The 15,796-nt window shown below is 44.9% G+C and carries 12 protein-coding genes; 7 read left to right on the forward strand and 5 right to left on the reverse strand.

The window, feature by feature from the left end; genetic code table 11:
* Positions 1-70 precede the first annotated feature (70 nt).
* The 3 genes from G469_RS0106250 to G469_RS0106260 form a co-directional block, all read right to left on the reverse strand.
* The gene (locus G469_RS0106250) at positions 71-1,645 is read right to left on the reverse strand and encodes a YfcC family protein (RefSeq protein ID WP_028264323.1); all 1,575 of its coding nucleotides are present in this window, start codon (positions 1,643-1,645) and stop codon (positions 71-73) included.
* A 450-nt stretch (positions 1,646-2,095) separates the two neighbouring features.
* A complete protein-coding gene (argF, locus tag G469_RS0106255; RefSeq protein WP_028264324.1) occupies positions 2,096-3,091 on the reverse strand; it encodes an ornithine carbamoyltransferase in 996 nt (331 codons plus the stop codon).
* 123 nt (positions 3,092-3,214) lie between these two features.
* Positions 3,215-4,465: an arginine deiminase gene (locus G469_RS0106260; protein ID WP_028264325.1), complete on the reverse strand. Its 1,251-nt coding sequence runs from the start codon at positions 4,463-4,465 to the stop codon at positions 3,215-3,217.
* Positions 4,466-5,112: 647 nt separating this feature from the next.
* Here G469_RS0106260 and rlmD point away from each other — a divergent pair.
* The 5 genes from rlmD (at position 5,113) to G469_RS0106285 (ending at position 10,580) form a co-directional block, all read left to right on the forward strand.
* Positions 5,113-6,450 (forward strand): 23S rRNA (uracil(1939)-C(5))-methyltransferase RlmD, encoded by a 1,338-nt coding sequence (gene rlmD, locus G469_RS0106265; RefSeq protein ID WP_028264326.1) that lies wholly within the window; start codon positions 5,113-5,115, stop codon positions 6,448-6,450.
* A gap of 119 nt (positions 6,451-6,569) precedes the next feature.
* Positions 6,570-7,220: a tRNA (cytidine(34)-2'-O)-methyltransferase gene (locus G469_RS0106270; protein WP_028264327.1), complete on the forward strand. Its 651-nt coding sequence runs from the start codon at positions 6,570-6,572 to the stop codon at positions 7,218-7,220.
* A gap of 285 nt (positions 7,221-7,505) precedes the next feature.
* The gene (locus G469_RS0106275; protein WP_028264328.1) at positions 7,506-8,069 is read left to right on the forward strand and encodes a hypothetical protein; all 564 of its coding nucleotides are present in this window, start codon (positions 7,506-7,508) and stop codon (positions 8,067-8,069) included.
* A 2-nt stretch (positions 8,070-8,071) separates the two neighbouring features.
* Positions 8,072-9,841, forward strand: a complete 1,770-nt coding sequence (locus G469_RS0106280; protein ID WP_028264329.1) for an ABC transporter ATP-binding protein — start codon at positions 8,072-8,074, stop codon at positions 9,839-9,841.
* Complete coding sequence (locus G469_RS0106285) at positions 9,834-10,580, forward strand: energy-coupling factor transporter transmembrane component T family protein (protein WP_028264330.1); 747 nt, start codon at positions 9,834-9,836, stop codon at positions 10,578-10,580. The genes G469_RS0106280 and G469_RS0106285 overlap by 8 nt, the downstream gene beginning before the upstream one ends.
* On the opposite strand, the gene pcp is transcribed toward G469_RS0106285, so the two are convergent.
* Positions 10,572-11,219 carry a pyroglutamyl-peptidase I gene (pcp, locus tag G469_RS0106290; protein WP_028264331.1) on the reverse strand — a complete coding sequence of 216 codons (648 nt, stop codon included), beginning with the start codon at positions 11,217-11,219 and terminating at the stop codon, positions 10,572-10,574. The genes G469_RS0106285 and pcp overlap by 9 nt on opposite strands.
* A 185-nt stretch (positions 11,220-11,404) precedes the next feature.
* On the opposite strand from pcp, the gene G469_RS0106295 reads away from it, so the two are divergent.
* Positions 11,405-13,774 carry a C69 family dipeptidase gene (locus G469_RS0106295; RefSeq protein WP_028264332.1) on the forward strand — a complete coding sequence of 790 codons (2,370 nt, stop codon included), beginning with the start codon at positions 11,405-11,407 and terminating at the stop codon, positions 13,772-13,774.
* 84 nt (positions 13,775-13,858) lie between these two features.
* Here the strand turns inward: G469_RS0106295 and G469_RS0106300 are convergent, their stop codons facing one another.
* A complete protein-coding gene (locus tag G469_RS0106300; protein WP_028264333.1) occupies positions 13,859-15,013 on the reverse strand; it encodes a CobW family GTP-binding protein in 1,155 nt (384 codons plus the stop codon).
* A gap of 176 nt (positions 15,014-15,189) precedes the next feature.
* Between G469_RS0106300 and G469_RS0106305 the strand changes: the two genes are divergently transcribed.
* Positions 15,190-15,795, forward strand: coding sequence for a Maf family protein (locus tag G469_RS0106305; protein WP_028264334.1), 606 nt, complete (start codon positions 15,190-15,192; stop codon positions 15,793-15,795).
* Position 15,796: the final 1 nt, after the last annotated feature.

A 15,796-nucleotide genomic window follows, 5' to 3' on the forward strand; every position in this document is an offset into this window, starting at 1 on the left:
ACCCAAACATGCATATAAAAAGCCACCCCACTTACGCGAGGCGGCTTATCACTCAGTGCTTAATAATGACTTAGAGAGCCATCATTGCAATGGTAAGAATAACAATGGAAGCCAGAGCGATGGTTCCAACAACCTTGATAGCAAACTTAACCCAAGTTGCGTACTCAATACGAGACAGAGCCAAGCCACCCATGATTGCACCATTAGTAGGAGTAATCAGGTTTACAGCGCCGGAAGCTGCAGAGAAAATCATGATCATTACTGCAGGGTTGAAACCGAGTTCCTGAGCCAAAGGTCCCATAATAGGCATGGAAACGGTTGCCATACCAGAAGTTGAAGGGATGAGGAAGGACAGCAGGAAGTATAGCAGGTAGCTACCGATGGAGAATACAACACCGGAGGTACCAGCAAGAGCACCTGCAGCTGCATTGAGTACATAGGTAGAAAGACCAGTTGCACTCATAACTACAGATACGCCACGAGACAGAGCAATGATCATTACTACAGACATCATGTCGCCTGCACCAGCCATGAACTCGTTAACAATCTCGTGCTCAGAAAGACCACCAACAACACCAATAACAATGGCAAGGAGCAAGAACCAAGTAGTGGCCTCTGCGAAGTACCACTGACCAAGAGGGGTACCGGTCAAGAAGGAAGACCAACCAGCATTGTCGGTAACGGAGGTAGTGAGCTTACCCTTTACGTCACCAGAAAGCTCAAGAGCACCAAGCTTAGCGTCATCATACGCGGTGACAATATCCTCAGAAGTTACATCGGTAACCTCTTCGTGGGAAGCAGCGTCAGAAACAAATACGTTGACCTTGAGATCCTCCCAAGGAACAAAAGAGATGATCATGATTACAAAAGCAGCTGCAAAGATACCAAGAACGGCCTTCTGCTTACCAGTAAGCTTAACGTCCTTACTAGCCTCCTCAGAAGCACCACCATAGGTAGCCTCTGCATTTGCAACCTCAGTAGCAGAAAGCAGAGTACGAGAAGGATCAGCCTTAACACGCTTTGCATACTGAATGGTAAAGAATACAGCAATGATATAGGAAACAACGGCAAGAACAGCACCAAGACCTAAAACAATGGTCTGATTAACCTCAATATTTGCAGAGGTAAGAGCAGCAGCTGCTACGCCGGTTGCAAAAGGATTAACGGTAGAACCAAGGCAACCGACACCAGCACCAAGCAGTACCATCATGGCACCAGTCAAGGTATCAAAACCAGCAGCCATCATAGTTGCGGAAAGCAGCGCATAGAAGCCTACAGTCTCTTCGCACATACCGTAGGTAGAACCACCAATGGCAAACAGACCCATAAGAACGGGGATAAGCATAAGCTCATTGCCGCCCATCTTACGAACAAGTACTGCAATACCGTCATTAAGAGCATTGGTCTTGTTTACAATTCCAAGGAATCCACCAAGAACCATTACAAACAAGCAAACGTCAATAGCGTCTGCAAAACCCTTAGCAGGAGCCATCATAAAGTCGCCGAGCGTAGCGCCGGTGACTTCTGTGGTGCCGCCTGCTGCCACTGCAATAGTAATAAGACATACTGCAGCAAGGATGATGAAGATGATGGAGAAGGATGTAAGCATCTCCCTCTTCTTCTTAGGCTGTGCCTGGTCTGCCATGACCGTTCTCCTTTCGTGAGAAACATAAGCAACAACGAACAATAGGGCAACTCAAACGGTGCCTATCACTGACATACTGATTTTTGCAGATTCAGTGCAAAAATGGACAAGATATATCTGACCGTTATTCAATAGTCGGTGAACGTAGTTTTTGCGACAAGCTTGATTTTTTTAAAAAAATGTAGTTCAAAAATAAAAGCCATTTACTGGCGTATTGCCAGTACACTCCCCTTATTCCACAACTACAGGTATTTTTTTAAAAATCACTGATAACATACCTAAAAAGATATTTGATGAATAAATTTGCTATTATTAACATATTTATTGCATAAACACGAAAAACCACTAGTAGAAAACCGCTTGACATTACATAAAATAATGTATCTGGTTAAGGCCAGAAAAAACCTCCCCGAAAAATCGGGGAGGTGTATGTGCTTTACCAACAATGCACTACTTAAGGGTTGCGTACATTACAGCCTTAATGGTGTGCATGCGATTCTCTGCCTCAGCAAATACCTTAGATGCAGGAGATTCGAATACCTCGTCGGTAACCTCCATCTCGGTAATACCAAACTTCTCAGCAACAACAGCACCCTTCTTGGTGTTGGTGTCGTGGAAGGAAGGCAAGCAGTGCATGAAGATGGCGTCATCGGCAGCCATAGCCATAACCTCAGAGGTTACACGATAAGGCTCCATCAGAGGAATGCGCTGCTTGTAAAGCTCGTCAGGCTCACCCATGGATACCCAAATGTCAGTATAAATAACGTGAGCACCCTTTACGCCCTCAGCAACATCAGAAGTAAGCGTAATGGTAGAACCATTCTGAGCAGCAATCTCACGGCAGGTTGCTACAAGATCCTCTGTAGGCATGTTCTCCTGAGGACCACAAGCAACAAAGTTCATGCCAAGCTTAGCGCAAACAACCATCAAAGAGTTAGCAACGTTGTTGCGAGCATCACCCATGAATACGAGGGTCTTACCCTTGATGTCATTGTTGAAGTTCTCTTTAACGGTAAGGATGTCAGCAAGCATCTGCGTTGGGTGGAAATCGTCAGTCAGACCGTTCCATACAGGCACACCAGCCTTGTCAGCCAGCTCCTGAACTACGTCCTGATCAAAACCACGGTACTCAATACCGTCATACATACGGCCAAGTACACGAGCGGTATCCTCTACGGACTCCTTGTGGCCCATCTGAGAACCACTGGGCTCAAGATATGTTACGCCCATGCCAAGATCATAAGCGCCAACCTCAAATGCGCAGCGAGTGCGGGTAGAGGTCTTCTCAAAAATAAGGGCAACATTCTTGCCCTCAAGATAACGGTGAGGAACACCAGCCATCTTCATACGCTTGAACTCTGCAGAAAGGTCGAGCAAGTAGTTAATCTCCTCAGTGGAGAAGTCAAGCAGCTTAAGGAAGCTACGACCAGAAAGGCTTACACCCATGGATACGATCCTTTCAAATAGAAAAACAGTAACCGGGCTTCCCCGGGTGGTGCCGATTTAGACAGTACTAGTCCGGAGGTGAGCTTAACTCATCTCCGGACTAAGCTTTAGAACTCTATAAACTTAGAGATCCTCACGTACAAAAGGCATGCTCATGCAGCGTGGGCCACCACGACCGCGGGAAAGCTCTGCGGAAGGTACAACGAGAAGGTCAAGGCCCTCTTTGTACAGTACGTCGTTAGTAACGGAGTTGCGCTGATATACGCAAATCTTACCAGGAGCAACGCAAAGGGTGTTGGAGCCGTCGTTCCACTGCTCACGAGCAGCTGCAACAGGGTCGCCACCACCACAAGGAATGAGCTTAACAGCGTCAAGACCCATAGCCATTGCAAGGATGTGCTCGAGGGTATCGTTCATCTCTTCAATCTTGACTTCGCCCTGGGTAGCACCCTTGGTAAGCTTGAATACACGCAAGGTACCCATGATTGCAGGGTGAATGGTGAACTTGTCAACATCGATCTGAGTGAATACGGTATCGAGGTGCATGAATGCACGAGTTGCAGGAATGTCGAATGCATAGATGGTGTCAATCTCGCACTCGTCACCCTTCTCCCAGAACATGTTCTGAGCCATGATGTCGATAGCAGCAGCTTGGGTGCGCTGAGAAATACCAACAGCCAAGGTATGAGCGTTGATGTTAAGAACGTCGCCGCCCTCAGTGTGAGCTGCAGAGTCACGACGGAACCACAAAGGAGCATCGTTGTACTCAGGGTGATCACGGAAGATGTACTTACCAAAAAGGGTCTCGCGGTTACGAGTTACGGAGTACATACGGTTGAGGTTAACACCCTTACCTACAATTGCGAAAGGATCGCGAGTGAAGTAGGTGTTAGGCATTGGGTCAATAAGAAGGTCAGACTCGCCATCAGCGTCGTGACCGATAATCTCATCAAGAAGAGCGGTGGAGTTAGCAGGAAGATCAATCTCGTTCTTACGGATACCAGCAATGGTCTTCTCTACGAAGGTCTGGGTATCGGTAATAGAGTCCATGAACTCCTTAACAGCCTTGCGAGCAGTTGCGCCATGAAGACCAGACTCGTCGAGCCACTGATTGGTGAACTCCTCACGGGAGCCAGCAGCATCAAGCGCCTCAGCAGTCAACTTCTCGAGGTATACAACCTCAGCACCTGCCTCCTGAAGAAGCTCAGCAAATTTATCATGCTCAGCCTGAGCTACCTCAAGGAAAGGTACATCGTCAAACAAAAGACGACCAAGCTCATCGGGGGGAAGATTGAGAAGCTCCTCGCCAGGGCGGTGAAGGCAAACCTTCTTCAGAGAGCCAATCTCGCTGTGGACGTAGAGTCCGTTAGCCATTGTCCCTCCTCCTTTCATGTCGCATCCCTGCGACGTATCTGGACTTTGCATGCTTAATGCATGCACTACTACCAACACGGCATTGCGGCACACTTGTGCACCGCGCCCGTGGATTTACGGTTATCAATATACATCCGTTATCCAATAATGCAACGTAAAATTCTGAACGGTATATTTGTGACTGTTAACGGTCTTGAAATACTCAACTACTCATAAACTGACCATATATCCATCATAAACTAGGTGATTAACTGGACTTTTATTATTTTTACAGAACTTTACTTTGTTCTATTTGTAAATTTTTTCTTGTAATTTTATTTTTCTTGCATTTTTTAAATATTTCATAATATGCAAGATGTTGGGTATTTTATGTAATAAATTCCACTTGTCGGATATTAATATTTTAAATTTTTGACTCACCTATAACAATTTGCGCTCTAACGTGCGGAAGTACCAGCTTATAAAGCTAGGCTAGTACTCATTTGTCATGTGTCAGAATATACTTTTATATTTGCGTATTAGAATAATTTGTACACGAATTATTTATTTGTTGTATAACCAAACTGCAATTTTAAATTGATGAATTTGCAATAAAATAATTTTGAAAAACATAATTTTTATTGAACATTCAAACAGATTGATTTGTTATGGCAGAAAATCTCACACTCAAAATTGAGCGTATGACATATGGCACAGATGCGATTGCGCATGATACCAACGGTAAAACTATCTTCGTAAGTGGTGCGGTTGTTGGGGATACAGTCGAAGCGCGCATAACTGCCAGCAATAAAACCTTTAGTAAAGCGCAGGCTACAAAGATTCTAAAAACTGGCCCCTATCATCGCGATGCTGCTTGCTCTACTACTGAGCTTGCAAGTGGATGTCCGTGGGCTCAAATATCATATGAGCAGCAACTCATAGCCAAACGTACCAACGTTGTAGATTCGCTCGTTCGCATTGGTCATTTTGACCCTTTTTATGTAGAGGACCTTGTAGATGTATGCAACTCCCCTTCTTATGAATGGGAATATCGCAACAAACTAGAACTCGGTTTTGAACGCACAGCTGGCCGCGCGCGTCTTGGCGTGCGCGCTTTTAATACCAATGAACTTATAAAACTCGAGCAAACTATGTTATTACCAAAGCCATTATCCAAACTTCCTAAATCAATTTCTGGTGCTCTCTCGTATTTATCCAACTCCCATAACTTGTCTTTTATGCGCATAGGTATTCGCGCCTCCAAACGTACCAAGGATGTAGAAGTCGCTCTTTGGACTGAACCAGGACCATTCCCCCGTGCTCAAGCTGCTCGTGTCCTTAACGATGCAGCCAAACTTACGAGCGTGGTTCGGGTAATGAGTAAAGGACCCACAAAAGCTCGTAAGATTGCTGGAGTAGAACGTTTGAGCGGCAAAGGTTATTGGACCGAGAAAATCGGTAATGAAACTATGTATATTTCGGCACCTTCTTTTTTTCAAGTAAACACTAAAGGCGCTGAACGTTTAGTTGAACTAGTGCTTGAGGGACTTAAGCCACAAGCTCATGACGTTGCTATGGACTTATATAGCGGTGCAGGAACATTTACGCTGCCTCTAGCTCGTGTGTGTTCTTTTGTGTATGCAGTAGAAAGCTATGGACCTGCTGTTAAAGATTTACATCGCAATATAGAGAAAGCCAAGCTGGACAACATTGATGCTGCTGGCGGTGATGCCGCACGTAAATTTCCAGAAGATGAGGCGGATATTATCGTAGTAGATCCACCCCGTGCGGGATTAGCTCCAGAGGTTGTAGATCTTCTCGGTAAACAACCTGCTCGTGCTATTGCATATGTCTCATGCGATCCAGCAACCTTAGCACGTGATTTAGCTCGATTTGCTGCAGACGGCAATTTTAAACCAGTGCGAATTACTCCTGTTGATTTATTCCCTCAAACCTTCCATGTAGAAACCGTCACTATATTGTCGAGGGTGAAAAATAAAGCTTAACGCTATGAATGAGCTTAAAGAAAATGCATAATAAAGATTTTCTACTCGATTAAAGTTACCTAAGAGTTAGATAAGAGATATAGATGGTATAGGAAAACATTTAGGTAAGGTTAAAGTTCATGCTTAACGTTGTGCTTGTAGAACCCGAAATTCCTGCAAATACTGGCAACATTGGTCGAACGTGCGTAGTAACAGGAACACGTCTACACCTTATTAAGCCACTAGGATTCTCGTTAGATGATAAAAGTCTCAAGCGTGCTGGCATGGCATATTGGCAAAGTCTTGATGTGCGAGTTTATGATAATTGGGATGAATTTATAACCCAAAATATTCCCTCCTCAGACACTGAAGTTGACTGTATGCGCAATAATGCAAATGTCACCGTACCGCAACTGCACTTCTTAACTAAAAAAGCTCGTAAAACTTACGTTGAAGGTTCGTATTGTGACGGAGATTTTATTATCTTTGGCAAAGAAAGCTCTGGACTACCTGAGCATTTGCTCGCTCAACATGCTTTGGAGTGTGAGCGTATTCCCATGCTTACCGATGATGAAGCTTTGGTAAATGGTGCTGATTGGAGCGATAAAAATACAGCTCTGACTTGGGAAGGAACGCCGCGCACACATGAAGCACTTCTTGCTCAAGATATCTGCGGTAACTTTATTAATCCCGAAGAGTATCACGTCAGTGCACTTAATCTATCTAACGCAGCAGCGATAGTTCTTTACGAGGCGTTACGACAAATTAATTTTGTTACTATACAAAATTAAAGCTTGCATAACTGCAATAGGACGCGTACAGTTCTTAGCAATTAAAACATTTTTTGAGAAAATCAAAGGAGGCGCACGATGACCTGCTCCGCAGTACAGTTTGTTTCCAACAACTGGTGGTGGTACATGCTTATAGCGAATGGTCGATCGTGAGTCTTCTGCATGCACTATACGTAGCATTTGAGAAACTCCCGGGAGACCGGGAGTTTTTTATTAACTCGAGGTGAACCAAGCAGAACATTAGTATCCAACAAGCATCCAGCGCAGTTAGAAAGAAGAACGCATATGCCTAGACCAGATCAACAACCGCGCGTGTTAGCGGTCGAGAAAACCGATGAGCTTGAGATCCGTTCGCTTATCTTACTTGCCATTCTTCTTGCTGCAGGGTTTATCTTAAATTTTACTGTTGGTAAGGCTATCTCGAGCATTTCGGGCGGTATGATTAGTCCCGAATTTATCATTTCAGCATTTTGTATCACTATTTTGATTGTGAAACCACGCGTACGCCAAGCCTTTATTATTGGTCTCATTTCTGCTGCAGTCATTCAAATTACCACGACGTCACCATTTATTGACTTTGCTGCTGAAGGTATTGCCGCTGTGCTTATGGCGCTCATGGTTCGTATTGGAAATAAACTTCCCTACAAAAGAGCACTTCCTTTTATTAGTACGGTAATTACTACTACGATTTCTGGTCTCATTTTTATGGTTATTAAGATTGCTATGATTGGCGCCGCTTCTCAACTTGTTGCTGCCATGACACCTGTAATTATTCTGACAGCCGTTTTTAATGCAGTACTTGTACAAAGTCTGCACAAGCCTATTGTTGACGCCCTAAAGATTGGATAGATATGACTACACAATCAGTTATTCGTCTTGAGGACGTAAGTTTTTCTTATACATCTCATACAAATGACGCGATGACACAGAAATTTGCACTTGACGTAATAAATTTAGATATTCATCAAGGTGAATTTGTAGGTATTATTGGCCCTTCTGGTGCAGGCAAGTCTACTCTTGCAGCGGTGCTTTCTGGAGCAATCCCCCATCATACACAGGGGATGTTCTATGGAACTGCTTTTATCAATGGTCAAGACAGTTGCACCATAAACCTCACGGACATTTCCAAGCATGTAGGAAGCGTACTGCAAGATATAGACTCTCAAATGGTTGCCTCTGTCGTAGAAGATGAGATTCTATTTGGTCTGGAAAACTTTGGTGTTCCCCATACTCTCATCGAAAAGCGCCTAGAAGATGCACTCACTACAACAAATATGAATGACTTTCGTTACCGAGACATTGCAACGCTATCCGGCGGCCAAAAACAAAAGCTTGCCTTAGCAGCCATTTTGGCACTGCAGCCTCAAATCTTAGTTCTTGATGAACCAACCGCTGCACTCGATCCCCGCTCTTCTCAAACCATCTTTGACCTGCTCAAAAACTTATCGCAAAACCATGGTATTACCGTTGTAGTGATAGAGCAAAAAGTGGCACTACTTTCTCAATACTGCTCACGCATGCTTGTGATGGAACACGGCCGTATTGCACTTGATGGCACTCCACGCAAAGTATTACAACACAGCAGCGAGCTACGAACTATTGGAGTAGACACCCCTCGTGTGACCAGAATTTCAAACAGTTTGTATGCTGCAGGCCTTTTAGATAAACCGCAACCCAGTATTACACCCTCGGAGGCGTGCAATCAGATTTGCACACTACTCACATCAGCATCTCCAACACAGCAATTAATAGCCCCTGTCGAGAAAACTTATACAAACCCAGCTTCCTACAGCTCAAACAACGTTGTTGCACGCGTTTGCAACTTGGGATTCTCGTATGCAAACGGCGCCTCTATTCACAACCTTAGCTTTGATTTGCGTGAAGGAGAAACGCTAGCTGTTATTGGTCAAAATGGCGCTGGTAAAACTACCCTTACTAAATTGATGAACGGACTTCTGCATCCTAAAACAGGAAGTGTATGTATTGCAGGAATGGATACGCGCACCACACCAACCAGCACGCTTGCTGCGTCGGTAGCTACTCTGTTTCAAAACCCAGATCATCAGTTATTTAAAAACACAGTACTTGACGAGGTAAGCTTCACTCTTGAAATTCATGGCTGTGATCAGACAAGTGCTCGGACCCGTGCACAAAAAATATTAGACAAATTTAAACTCCCCGCACAGGCATCGCATTTCCAGCTTTCACGCGGACAACGTCAAATGGTTGCTTTAGCTAGCGTTGTGGTGTTGGAACCTAAGCTTGTCATTTTAGATGAACCAACAAGTGGCTTGGATTATCGTGAATGCATGACTGTTATGCAGGCAATCAAGGAGCTTACTCATAACAAAACTGCAGTGCTCATGGTCTGTCATGACATGGAAGTGGTACTGGACTTTGCTGATCGTGTACTTGTAATGGCAGACGGATATCTACTAGCTGATACCTCACTGGACAAAGCATGCACCGACCAACAACTCATGAAAAAAGCGTTTGTACAGCCACCTCAAACTATTGCGCTTGCCACACAGCTTGTAGAAACAGGCTATCCGCAATATAGAGGACTAACCCAAGTAGAACAGTTTGTAGCAACTACAAGTGAAATGATACGCCATGAATAATTTGATTGACTATACGCCTGGAACCAGCTTTTTACACCAGCTTAACCCTGTTACCAAGCTTGTGCTAGCCACCTGCATCATTGCTGCAACGCTTGTTGCCCATTCTTTTGCCATGCTCATTGCACTATTAGGCTTGAGCTTTATTCTTGCGGCATGCGCAAAAGTTGCTCGTAAACTAGGTACGTTACTCTATATGCTTATCCCACTTGCCCTTATCATGCTTGCGTTTCAAACTTTTTTTATCCAAGATGGAACTCGTCTTATAGCTTGGGTAACTAATACTGGTCTTACCACAGGCGTATTGGTGGCGTTGCGGCTCATTGGAATTGCACTTCCGCTGGTGCTTATGCTTATGGTCACACGTCCTAATGATCTTGCTAATGCCAGCGTTGAACTGCTGCATATTCCGTACCGTTACGCATTTACCTTTACCACGGCACTGCGCTTTATTCCCATTTTTTCTAAAGAAATGACCGCTATTATGGAAGCGCAAACTGCGCGAGGTGTGCAGTTTGACACCAAAAATCCGCTCAAAAAGATGCAGCTTAAGATGCCCGTTATTATTCCATTACTGGTAAGCTCTGTGAGAAAAACAGATGATACTGCCCTAGCTGCCGAACAGCGAGGATTTTATCTACGTACCGTACAAAACTCCTACAGGCACTACCCTCTTACCACTCTTGACTATGTGGTACTAATAGGCTGCATACTTCTTATCGCTAGCGCAATCTTACTGTAAACGTTTGTATGTTATTGCAGTCTCCAGTGCAACGGTTAAGCCAAAAGTCATGGTGTCCACTGACATGCTTGGAGTAGGCACCGGTAGTGAAGCTACCTGCTGTGTAGCGTAGGGAACATGAATAAAAGTTCCTTGCGTATCAGGGTGCTTAGTAGCCAATAAGTGCAGAAGACGATACATCACTTCATTACAAACGTATGTACCTGCTGTATAAGAAACCGTTGCAGGAACTGAAGCCTGTTGCATGGCAACAACCATGGCTTGCACAGGCAATGTTGCAAAATAAGCAGCAGGGCCATCTGCAACCAACGTTTTCTCTTTAGGCTGTATTCCGGCGTTATCGGGAATGCGTGCTTGTGCATAATTGATGGCTACAAATTCCGGAGTAATGGCAGCTCGACCTGCAGCCTGTCCAACACAAACCACAATATCGGGTTGTAAGCGAGCAACAGCAGCTTCCACCTGCTGAAACGCGATGTCAAACACAACAGGAATTTGTAGCTTTGATACCAATGCACCAGAAATATGCGATGGAAGCTGTTCCACAGCCATCCATGCTGGATTGATGTTCTCGCCACCAAATGGCTCGAAACCAGTGACTAAAATATGCTGCGATGCATCATTGCAATACTGTTTCATTTGTTCATCCAATTTTATGACTTAAAGTCAAGACTTTATTGAATATATATTCCCACACGGCCACTTACCGTAAATATAGGCTTCCTGCCTTTTTGCCAGCTAGAAACATACACGTAACAAATAATATGGAGAAGGTAATATGCCTGCAGTATGTAGGCTGATAGATTCGTACGTAAAGGAGAAGCATGATAGCGACAAAGAAAGGGTATTCGCTTCTCAAAACCGCTGGCAAAGCCGTAACGCTTGGCGCAGCTGTTTTGATGGCGCTCCCCATCGATGCACTGGCTTGCACTCAGGTGTACGTTGGACCTAAAGTCACAGATAGTGGCAATGTCTATGTTGGCCGTACCGAGGACTACAATCCTCGTCACGGCAAGGTTTTTGGCATTCAAGAGCCTCGAACTAATCCAACGTTCACCTCTGATGAATCCAACTTTAGTTGGACTTACACCGGCACCACACACCGTCACACCTATGTGCGTGACCTTGCTGGTGACTGGGGCGGTCGCCACGATGCCTATTCTGAGGCAGGCACCAATGATGTAGGCGTAAGTGTTTCTGCAACCCTTACCACCGATTACAATGGTGCTATGAAGGCAGCCGATCCTTGCGGCAGCGAAGATCAAAATAATCCAAGTGGTATTGGCGAATATACCGTTACCGATGTTTTGCTGGGCTGCTCTAGCAATGCACGCGAAGGTGTAAAACTGCTTGGCTCCATCATAGATGCACATGGCAACTATGACTGCAACCAGATTATTATCACGGATAACTCCGAGACCTGGGTATTTATGCAGCTTTCTGGTCACCAGTGGTGTGCAGTTAACCTGACGGTAGCTGCTCCTGATCAGGTTTCTGTTAATCCCAACATGGGCAACCTTAAGTTTAAAGTAGACCTCAACGATGAAAATGTCTGCATTCACTCCGCTAATCTTGAAAAGACTGCAAAGGATGCTGGTACCGCCACTTACTTTGATGCTGAGAAGAAACAGCTTGATGTTGCTACATCTTATGGCAATCCAAACTCTGGCACGGGACAGTACACACGTTATGCCCAAGGTCATGCTCATTTTGGCGATATGTTGTCCAAGGATAACTATGTTATGGGCACCCAGGGTGTGACCAAGGTTCATGACACCCAACTACTCTTTACCCCTGGCAAGACTGGCGTTACCCTCATGGACTCCATGAAAGCTTTGTGCGCTCGTGGTCAGGGCACTGGTTTTGATGCAAACACCAACAATGGCTTTTACTCCATTGGTAACAACCGCAACGTCGAAGGTCACATGTTCCAGATTCGTCAGGGCATGTCTGCCGATATTGCTACCATCCAGTGGGAAAACCTGTCTCGCGTAGAGTTTGGTCTGTTTGTACCTAGCTACTCTGCACTTCTCAGCGAGATTGACACCAATATCTATCCTACGCTTGACAAGTTTACGGATGAGCACACGGGTGGCTCTGAGCGCAATGACTCTGTAGCAGCAGCAATGGATGCTTCTAACGAGAACGGCTCTTTAGATTACGTCATTATGGATATCAATACCTTGGCGTACAACAACCGCGCTGACTTAGCTAAGCCCGTTCGTATGTATCTTGATGCACTTCAGAAGCAGCTCATTGCCCAGCAGAACGTTGTTGATGCCGTAATGCAAGCAACCCCTGCAGCTGAGCGTACTGCATTTGCAAATGCTGCCCATAAACAGGCAAGCGCGCAGGCTTATGCTAAGACCTATGGTTTGCTCACCGAAATGCGCACCTGGCTTAAGGGTGACAAGTCTTCTGCCTTTGTTCCGAGCGATTGGGATGCAAATACCAATGACACCAAGGTGCCTATATACTACGCAACCGTAGCAGTTGCCCCTGCTATTACCAGCATCTCTGACTCCACAACCGTTAAGGTTGATGAGACTGTAGAGCTCAAGGTAGAAGCCAACATTCCTGACAGCGTTAAGGGTAGCGATCAGTTTATGAGCATTGAGTGGTTTAACAAGACCACAGGTGCAAAGGTAGCTGACGCGGACACCGTCAAGGTTGACACCTCCAAGACTGGCGCCACCGAGTACTACGCCATAGTAACTAACACTGTTTCTGGCAAGAAAACTACTTCCGATACAGTAACTGTTACCGTTGAGGCCCAGTACAAGATGGAGAAGGCTCCTACCCAGGTAACACAAGGTAAAGACGCTAACTTTGTATCCGAGGCAGATTTTAATAAGTTTGTTGAGGTTCGTGTAGATGATACGGTTGTTGATCCTTCTAACTACACTGCAAAGTCCGGCTCTACTGATGTAACCCTTAAGGGTTCTTACACCAAGACCTTGGCTGCTGGCGAGCACACCTTGGATATTATTTCCAATGATGGTAAAGCACGTTCCAAGTTCACAGTGGTAAAGGCAAGCTCACAAACCACCAATGCAGCTAAGCCTAGCAAGAAGAATGCTGGTCATCTTCCCAAGACGAGCGATAATACCAATGTAGCTGTAGCATCTGCTATGGGTATTGCTGGTATTGCTCTGAGCTTAGTAGCCGTAGACCGTAAGCGTAAGAATAACTAATCTTGCAGTTACACTTTAAAAACGGTAGCGAAAGATGCCCTCACACCATGCGAGGGCATCTTTTTTGCAACTTTCTTTCAAAGACTAAAACTCAATATCGTCTAAGTCTTCCCATTCTTCAAGACAGCGATCAAGCTCGGCTTCAACACGAACCTGATCCATACCGCGACCAATAAAGCATAGCTTAGTCTGACGATCACCAGTTGTATCGTCCCACTCATTCATTATCTCTGGATTTTGAGCAATTAATTGTTTTTGTTGCTCAGCAGGAGCACTTGCCACAAACAAGCCATTCTCGCTCAATGTTACTTGGCGACCTGCCTGCTCAAATACAAAGCACATATCAGGATCTTGAGAAGCCCAAAGCATACCTTTACAGCGAATTATGCCCAAATCATCCCATTTACGTAGCACCTCATTAAAGGCATCCACATTAAAGGGCTGGCGGCGGCGATATACAAAGGTGGAGATACCATACTCCAACACTTCTGGATCTTCGTGCTCCTCTGGGTGTTCCATAGCATGCATCCAAGCAGCAGAATTGTATGCCTCATTAAAGTTAAAACGACCCGTATTAAGCAGGTCACTCAAAGGCACCTTGCTATTTTGAGCTTCAATAATAACAGCGTCTTTTTGCAGGCTTTGTACCAAGCTCTTAAGTTCAGCTCGTTGAGATGCAGAAACTAGATCTGTCTTGTTAAGTACCAAAGTGGAGCAAAACTCAATCTGCTGAATGAGCAAAGCTTCAAGATCATCTTCATCGATATTCTCGGAAAGTAAAGATTTACCACCATTAAACTCGTCATACATGCGGGCGCAGTCCACCACAGCCACAATATTATCAAGATCCATGGGCGCATAATCGCCGCCCCATTTAGTGCGGTCGCAAAAAGCGCTGATAGTATATGCAATAGGAATGGGCTCACAAATGCCAGAAGCTTCAATCACGATGTAGTCAAACTTACCGCTGTTAGCAATATCGGATAGCTGACGCTCCAAATCATCAGATAGAGTACAGCACAAACAACCATTGGTCATAGGAATAAGTTCGTCGGTCTGAGATAGACCTCCATCTGCAATCAAATTAGCGTCTACGTTAACCTCACCAATATCATTAACGATAACCGCCGCACGAATACCCTCTGTGTTAGCCAAAATGTGGTTGAGCATTGTGGTTTTACCAGCGCCTAAATAACCGGTAAGCAAAATAATCTTTACCGGAGTTTTTTTCTCTACCATAACTTCCCTTCTATATGATTAACACTCGCGCCTTAGCTGCACGGCTATAATAGCCTTTAGTAAAGTATGTTTTGTCAAACTATTATACTCACGCAGCGTATATTTCCAGCACTATGTACGAACATGGTATCGTTAAGAAAAAAACATACGCAGCCATGCCTTTGAAGGGATTTCTTGTGATCTTGGCCTCTGCTTCTCCCCGCCGCTTACAGCTTTTACAGGAGTTGAATATCAATCCAACTGTGCTGCCCACCAATATTGATGAGACTCCTCTTCCAGACGAGAAACCCACTGCTCTTGTGGCTCGTTTAGCAAAGCAAAAAGCACTTGCCTGCTTAGAAACTGCACATCATGAACTCAACTCTACCGCTCTTGCCAATCAAATAGTGCTAGCCGCAGATACTACCGTATGGTTTAACAATATTAGCCTAGGCAAACCATCTTGTCCGGATGATGCTGCCCATATGCTCAGACAGCTGTCTGGCAAAACGCATTACGTCTCTACTGGTGTATACCTTCTGAAACTTGATACTTCGGGATCTATTGCGGCACAGAAAGGCTTTATCGAAACCAGTAAAGTAACATTTTATACTCTGAGTACACAAGAAATTGAATGCTATGTTGCTACGGGTGAACCATTGGACAAGGCTGGTGCCTATGGCATCCAAGGCTATGGCCGCGTACTGGTACAAAAAATCGATGGTGATTTTTTTACCATTGTAGGACTTCCTGTTGCACGACTTATGCGAGAAATTCACACTCTTGAGCAACATGTACACTAAA

The sequence above is a fragment of the Atopobium fossor DSM 15642 genome (assembly GCF_000483125.1).
Classification (GTDB): domain Bacteria; phylum Actinomycetota; class Coriobacteriia; order Coriobacteriales; family Atopobiaceae; genus Atopobium; species Atopobium fossor.

Bases quoted from the DNA above. Each gene is read 5' to 3' on its own strand.
- G469_RS0106300 (WP_028264333.1), bottom strand. From the start codon at position 15,013: ATGGTAGAGAAAAAAACTCCGGTAAAGATTATTTTGCTTACCGGTTAT.
- G469_RS0106275 (WP_028264328.1), top strand. From the start codon at position 7,506: ATGCCTAGACCAGATCAACAACCGCGCGTGTTAGCGGTCGAGAAAACC.
- argF (WP_028264324.1), bottom strand. From the start codon at position 3,091: ATGGGTGTAAGCCTTTCTGGTCGTAGCTTCCTTAAGCTGCTTGACTTC.
- G469_RS0106270 (WP_028264327.1), top strand. From the start codon at position 6,570: ATGCTTAACGTTGTGCTTGTAGAACCCGAAATTCCTGCAAATACTGGC.
- rlmD (WP_028264326.1), top strand. From the start codon at position 5,113: ATGGCAGAAAATCTCACACTCAAAATTGAGCGTATGACATATGGCACA.
- G469_RS0106260 (WP_028264325.1), bottom strand. From the start codon at position 4,465: ATGGCTAACGGACTCTACGTCCACAGCGAGATTGGCTCTCTGAAGAAG.
- G469_RS0106280 (WP_028264329.1), top strand. From the start codon at position 8,072: ATGACTACACAATCAGTTATTCGTCTTGAGGACGTAAGTTTTTCTTAT.
- G469_RS0106295 (WP_028264332.1), top strand. From the start codon at position 11,405: ATGATAGCGACAAAGAAAGGGTATTCGCTTCTCAAAACCGCTGGCAAA.
- pcp (WP_028264331.1), bottom strand. From the start codon at position 11,219: ATGAAACAGTATTGCAATGATGCATCGCAGCATATTTTAGTCACTGGT.
- G469_RS0106250 (WP_028264323.1), bottom strand. From the start codon at position 1,645: ATGGCAGACCAGGCACAGCCTAAGAAGAAGAGGGAGATGCTTACATCC.
- G469_RS0106285 (WP_028264330.1), top strand. From the start codon at position 9,834: ATGAATAATTTGATTGACTATACGCCTGGAACCAGCTTTTTACACCAG.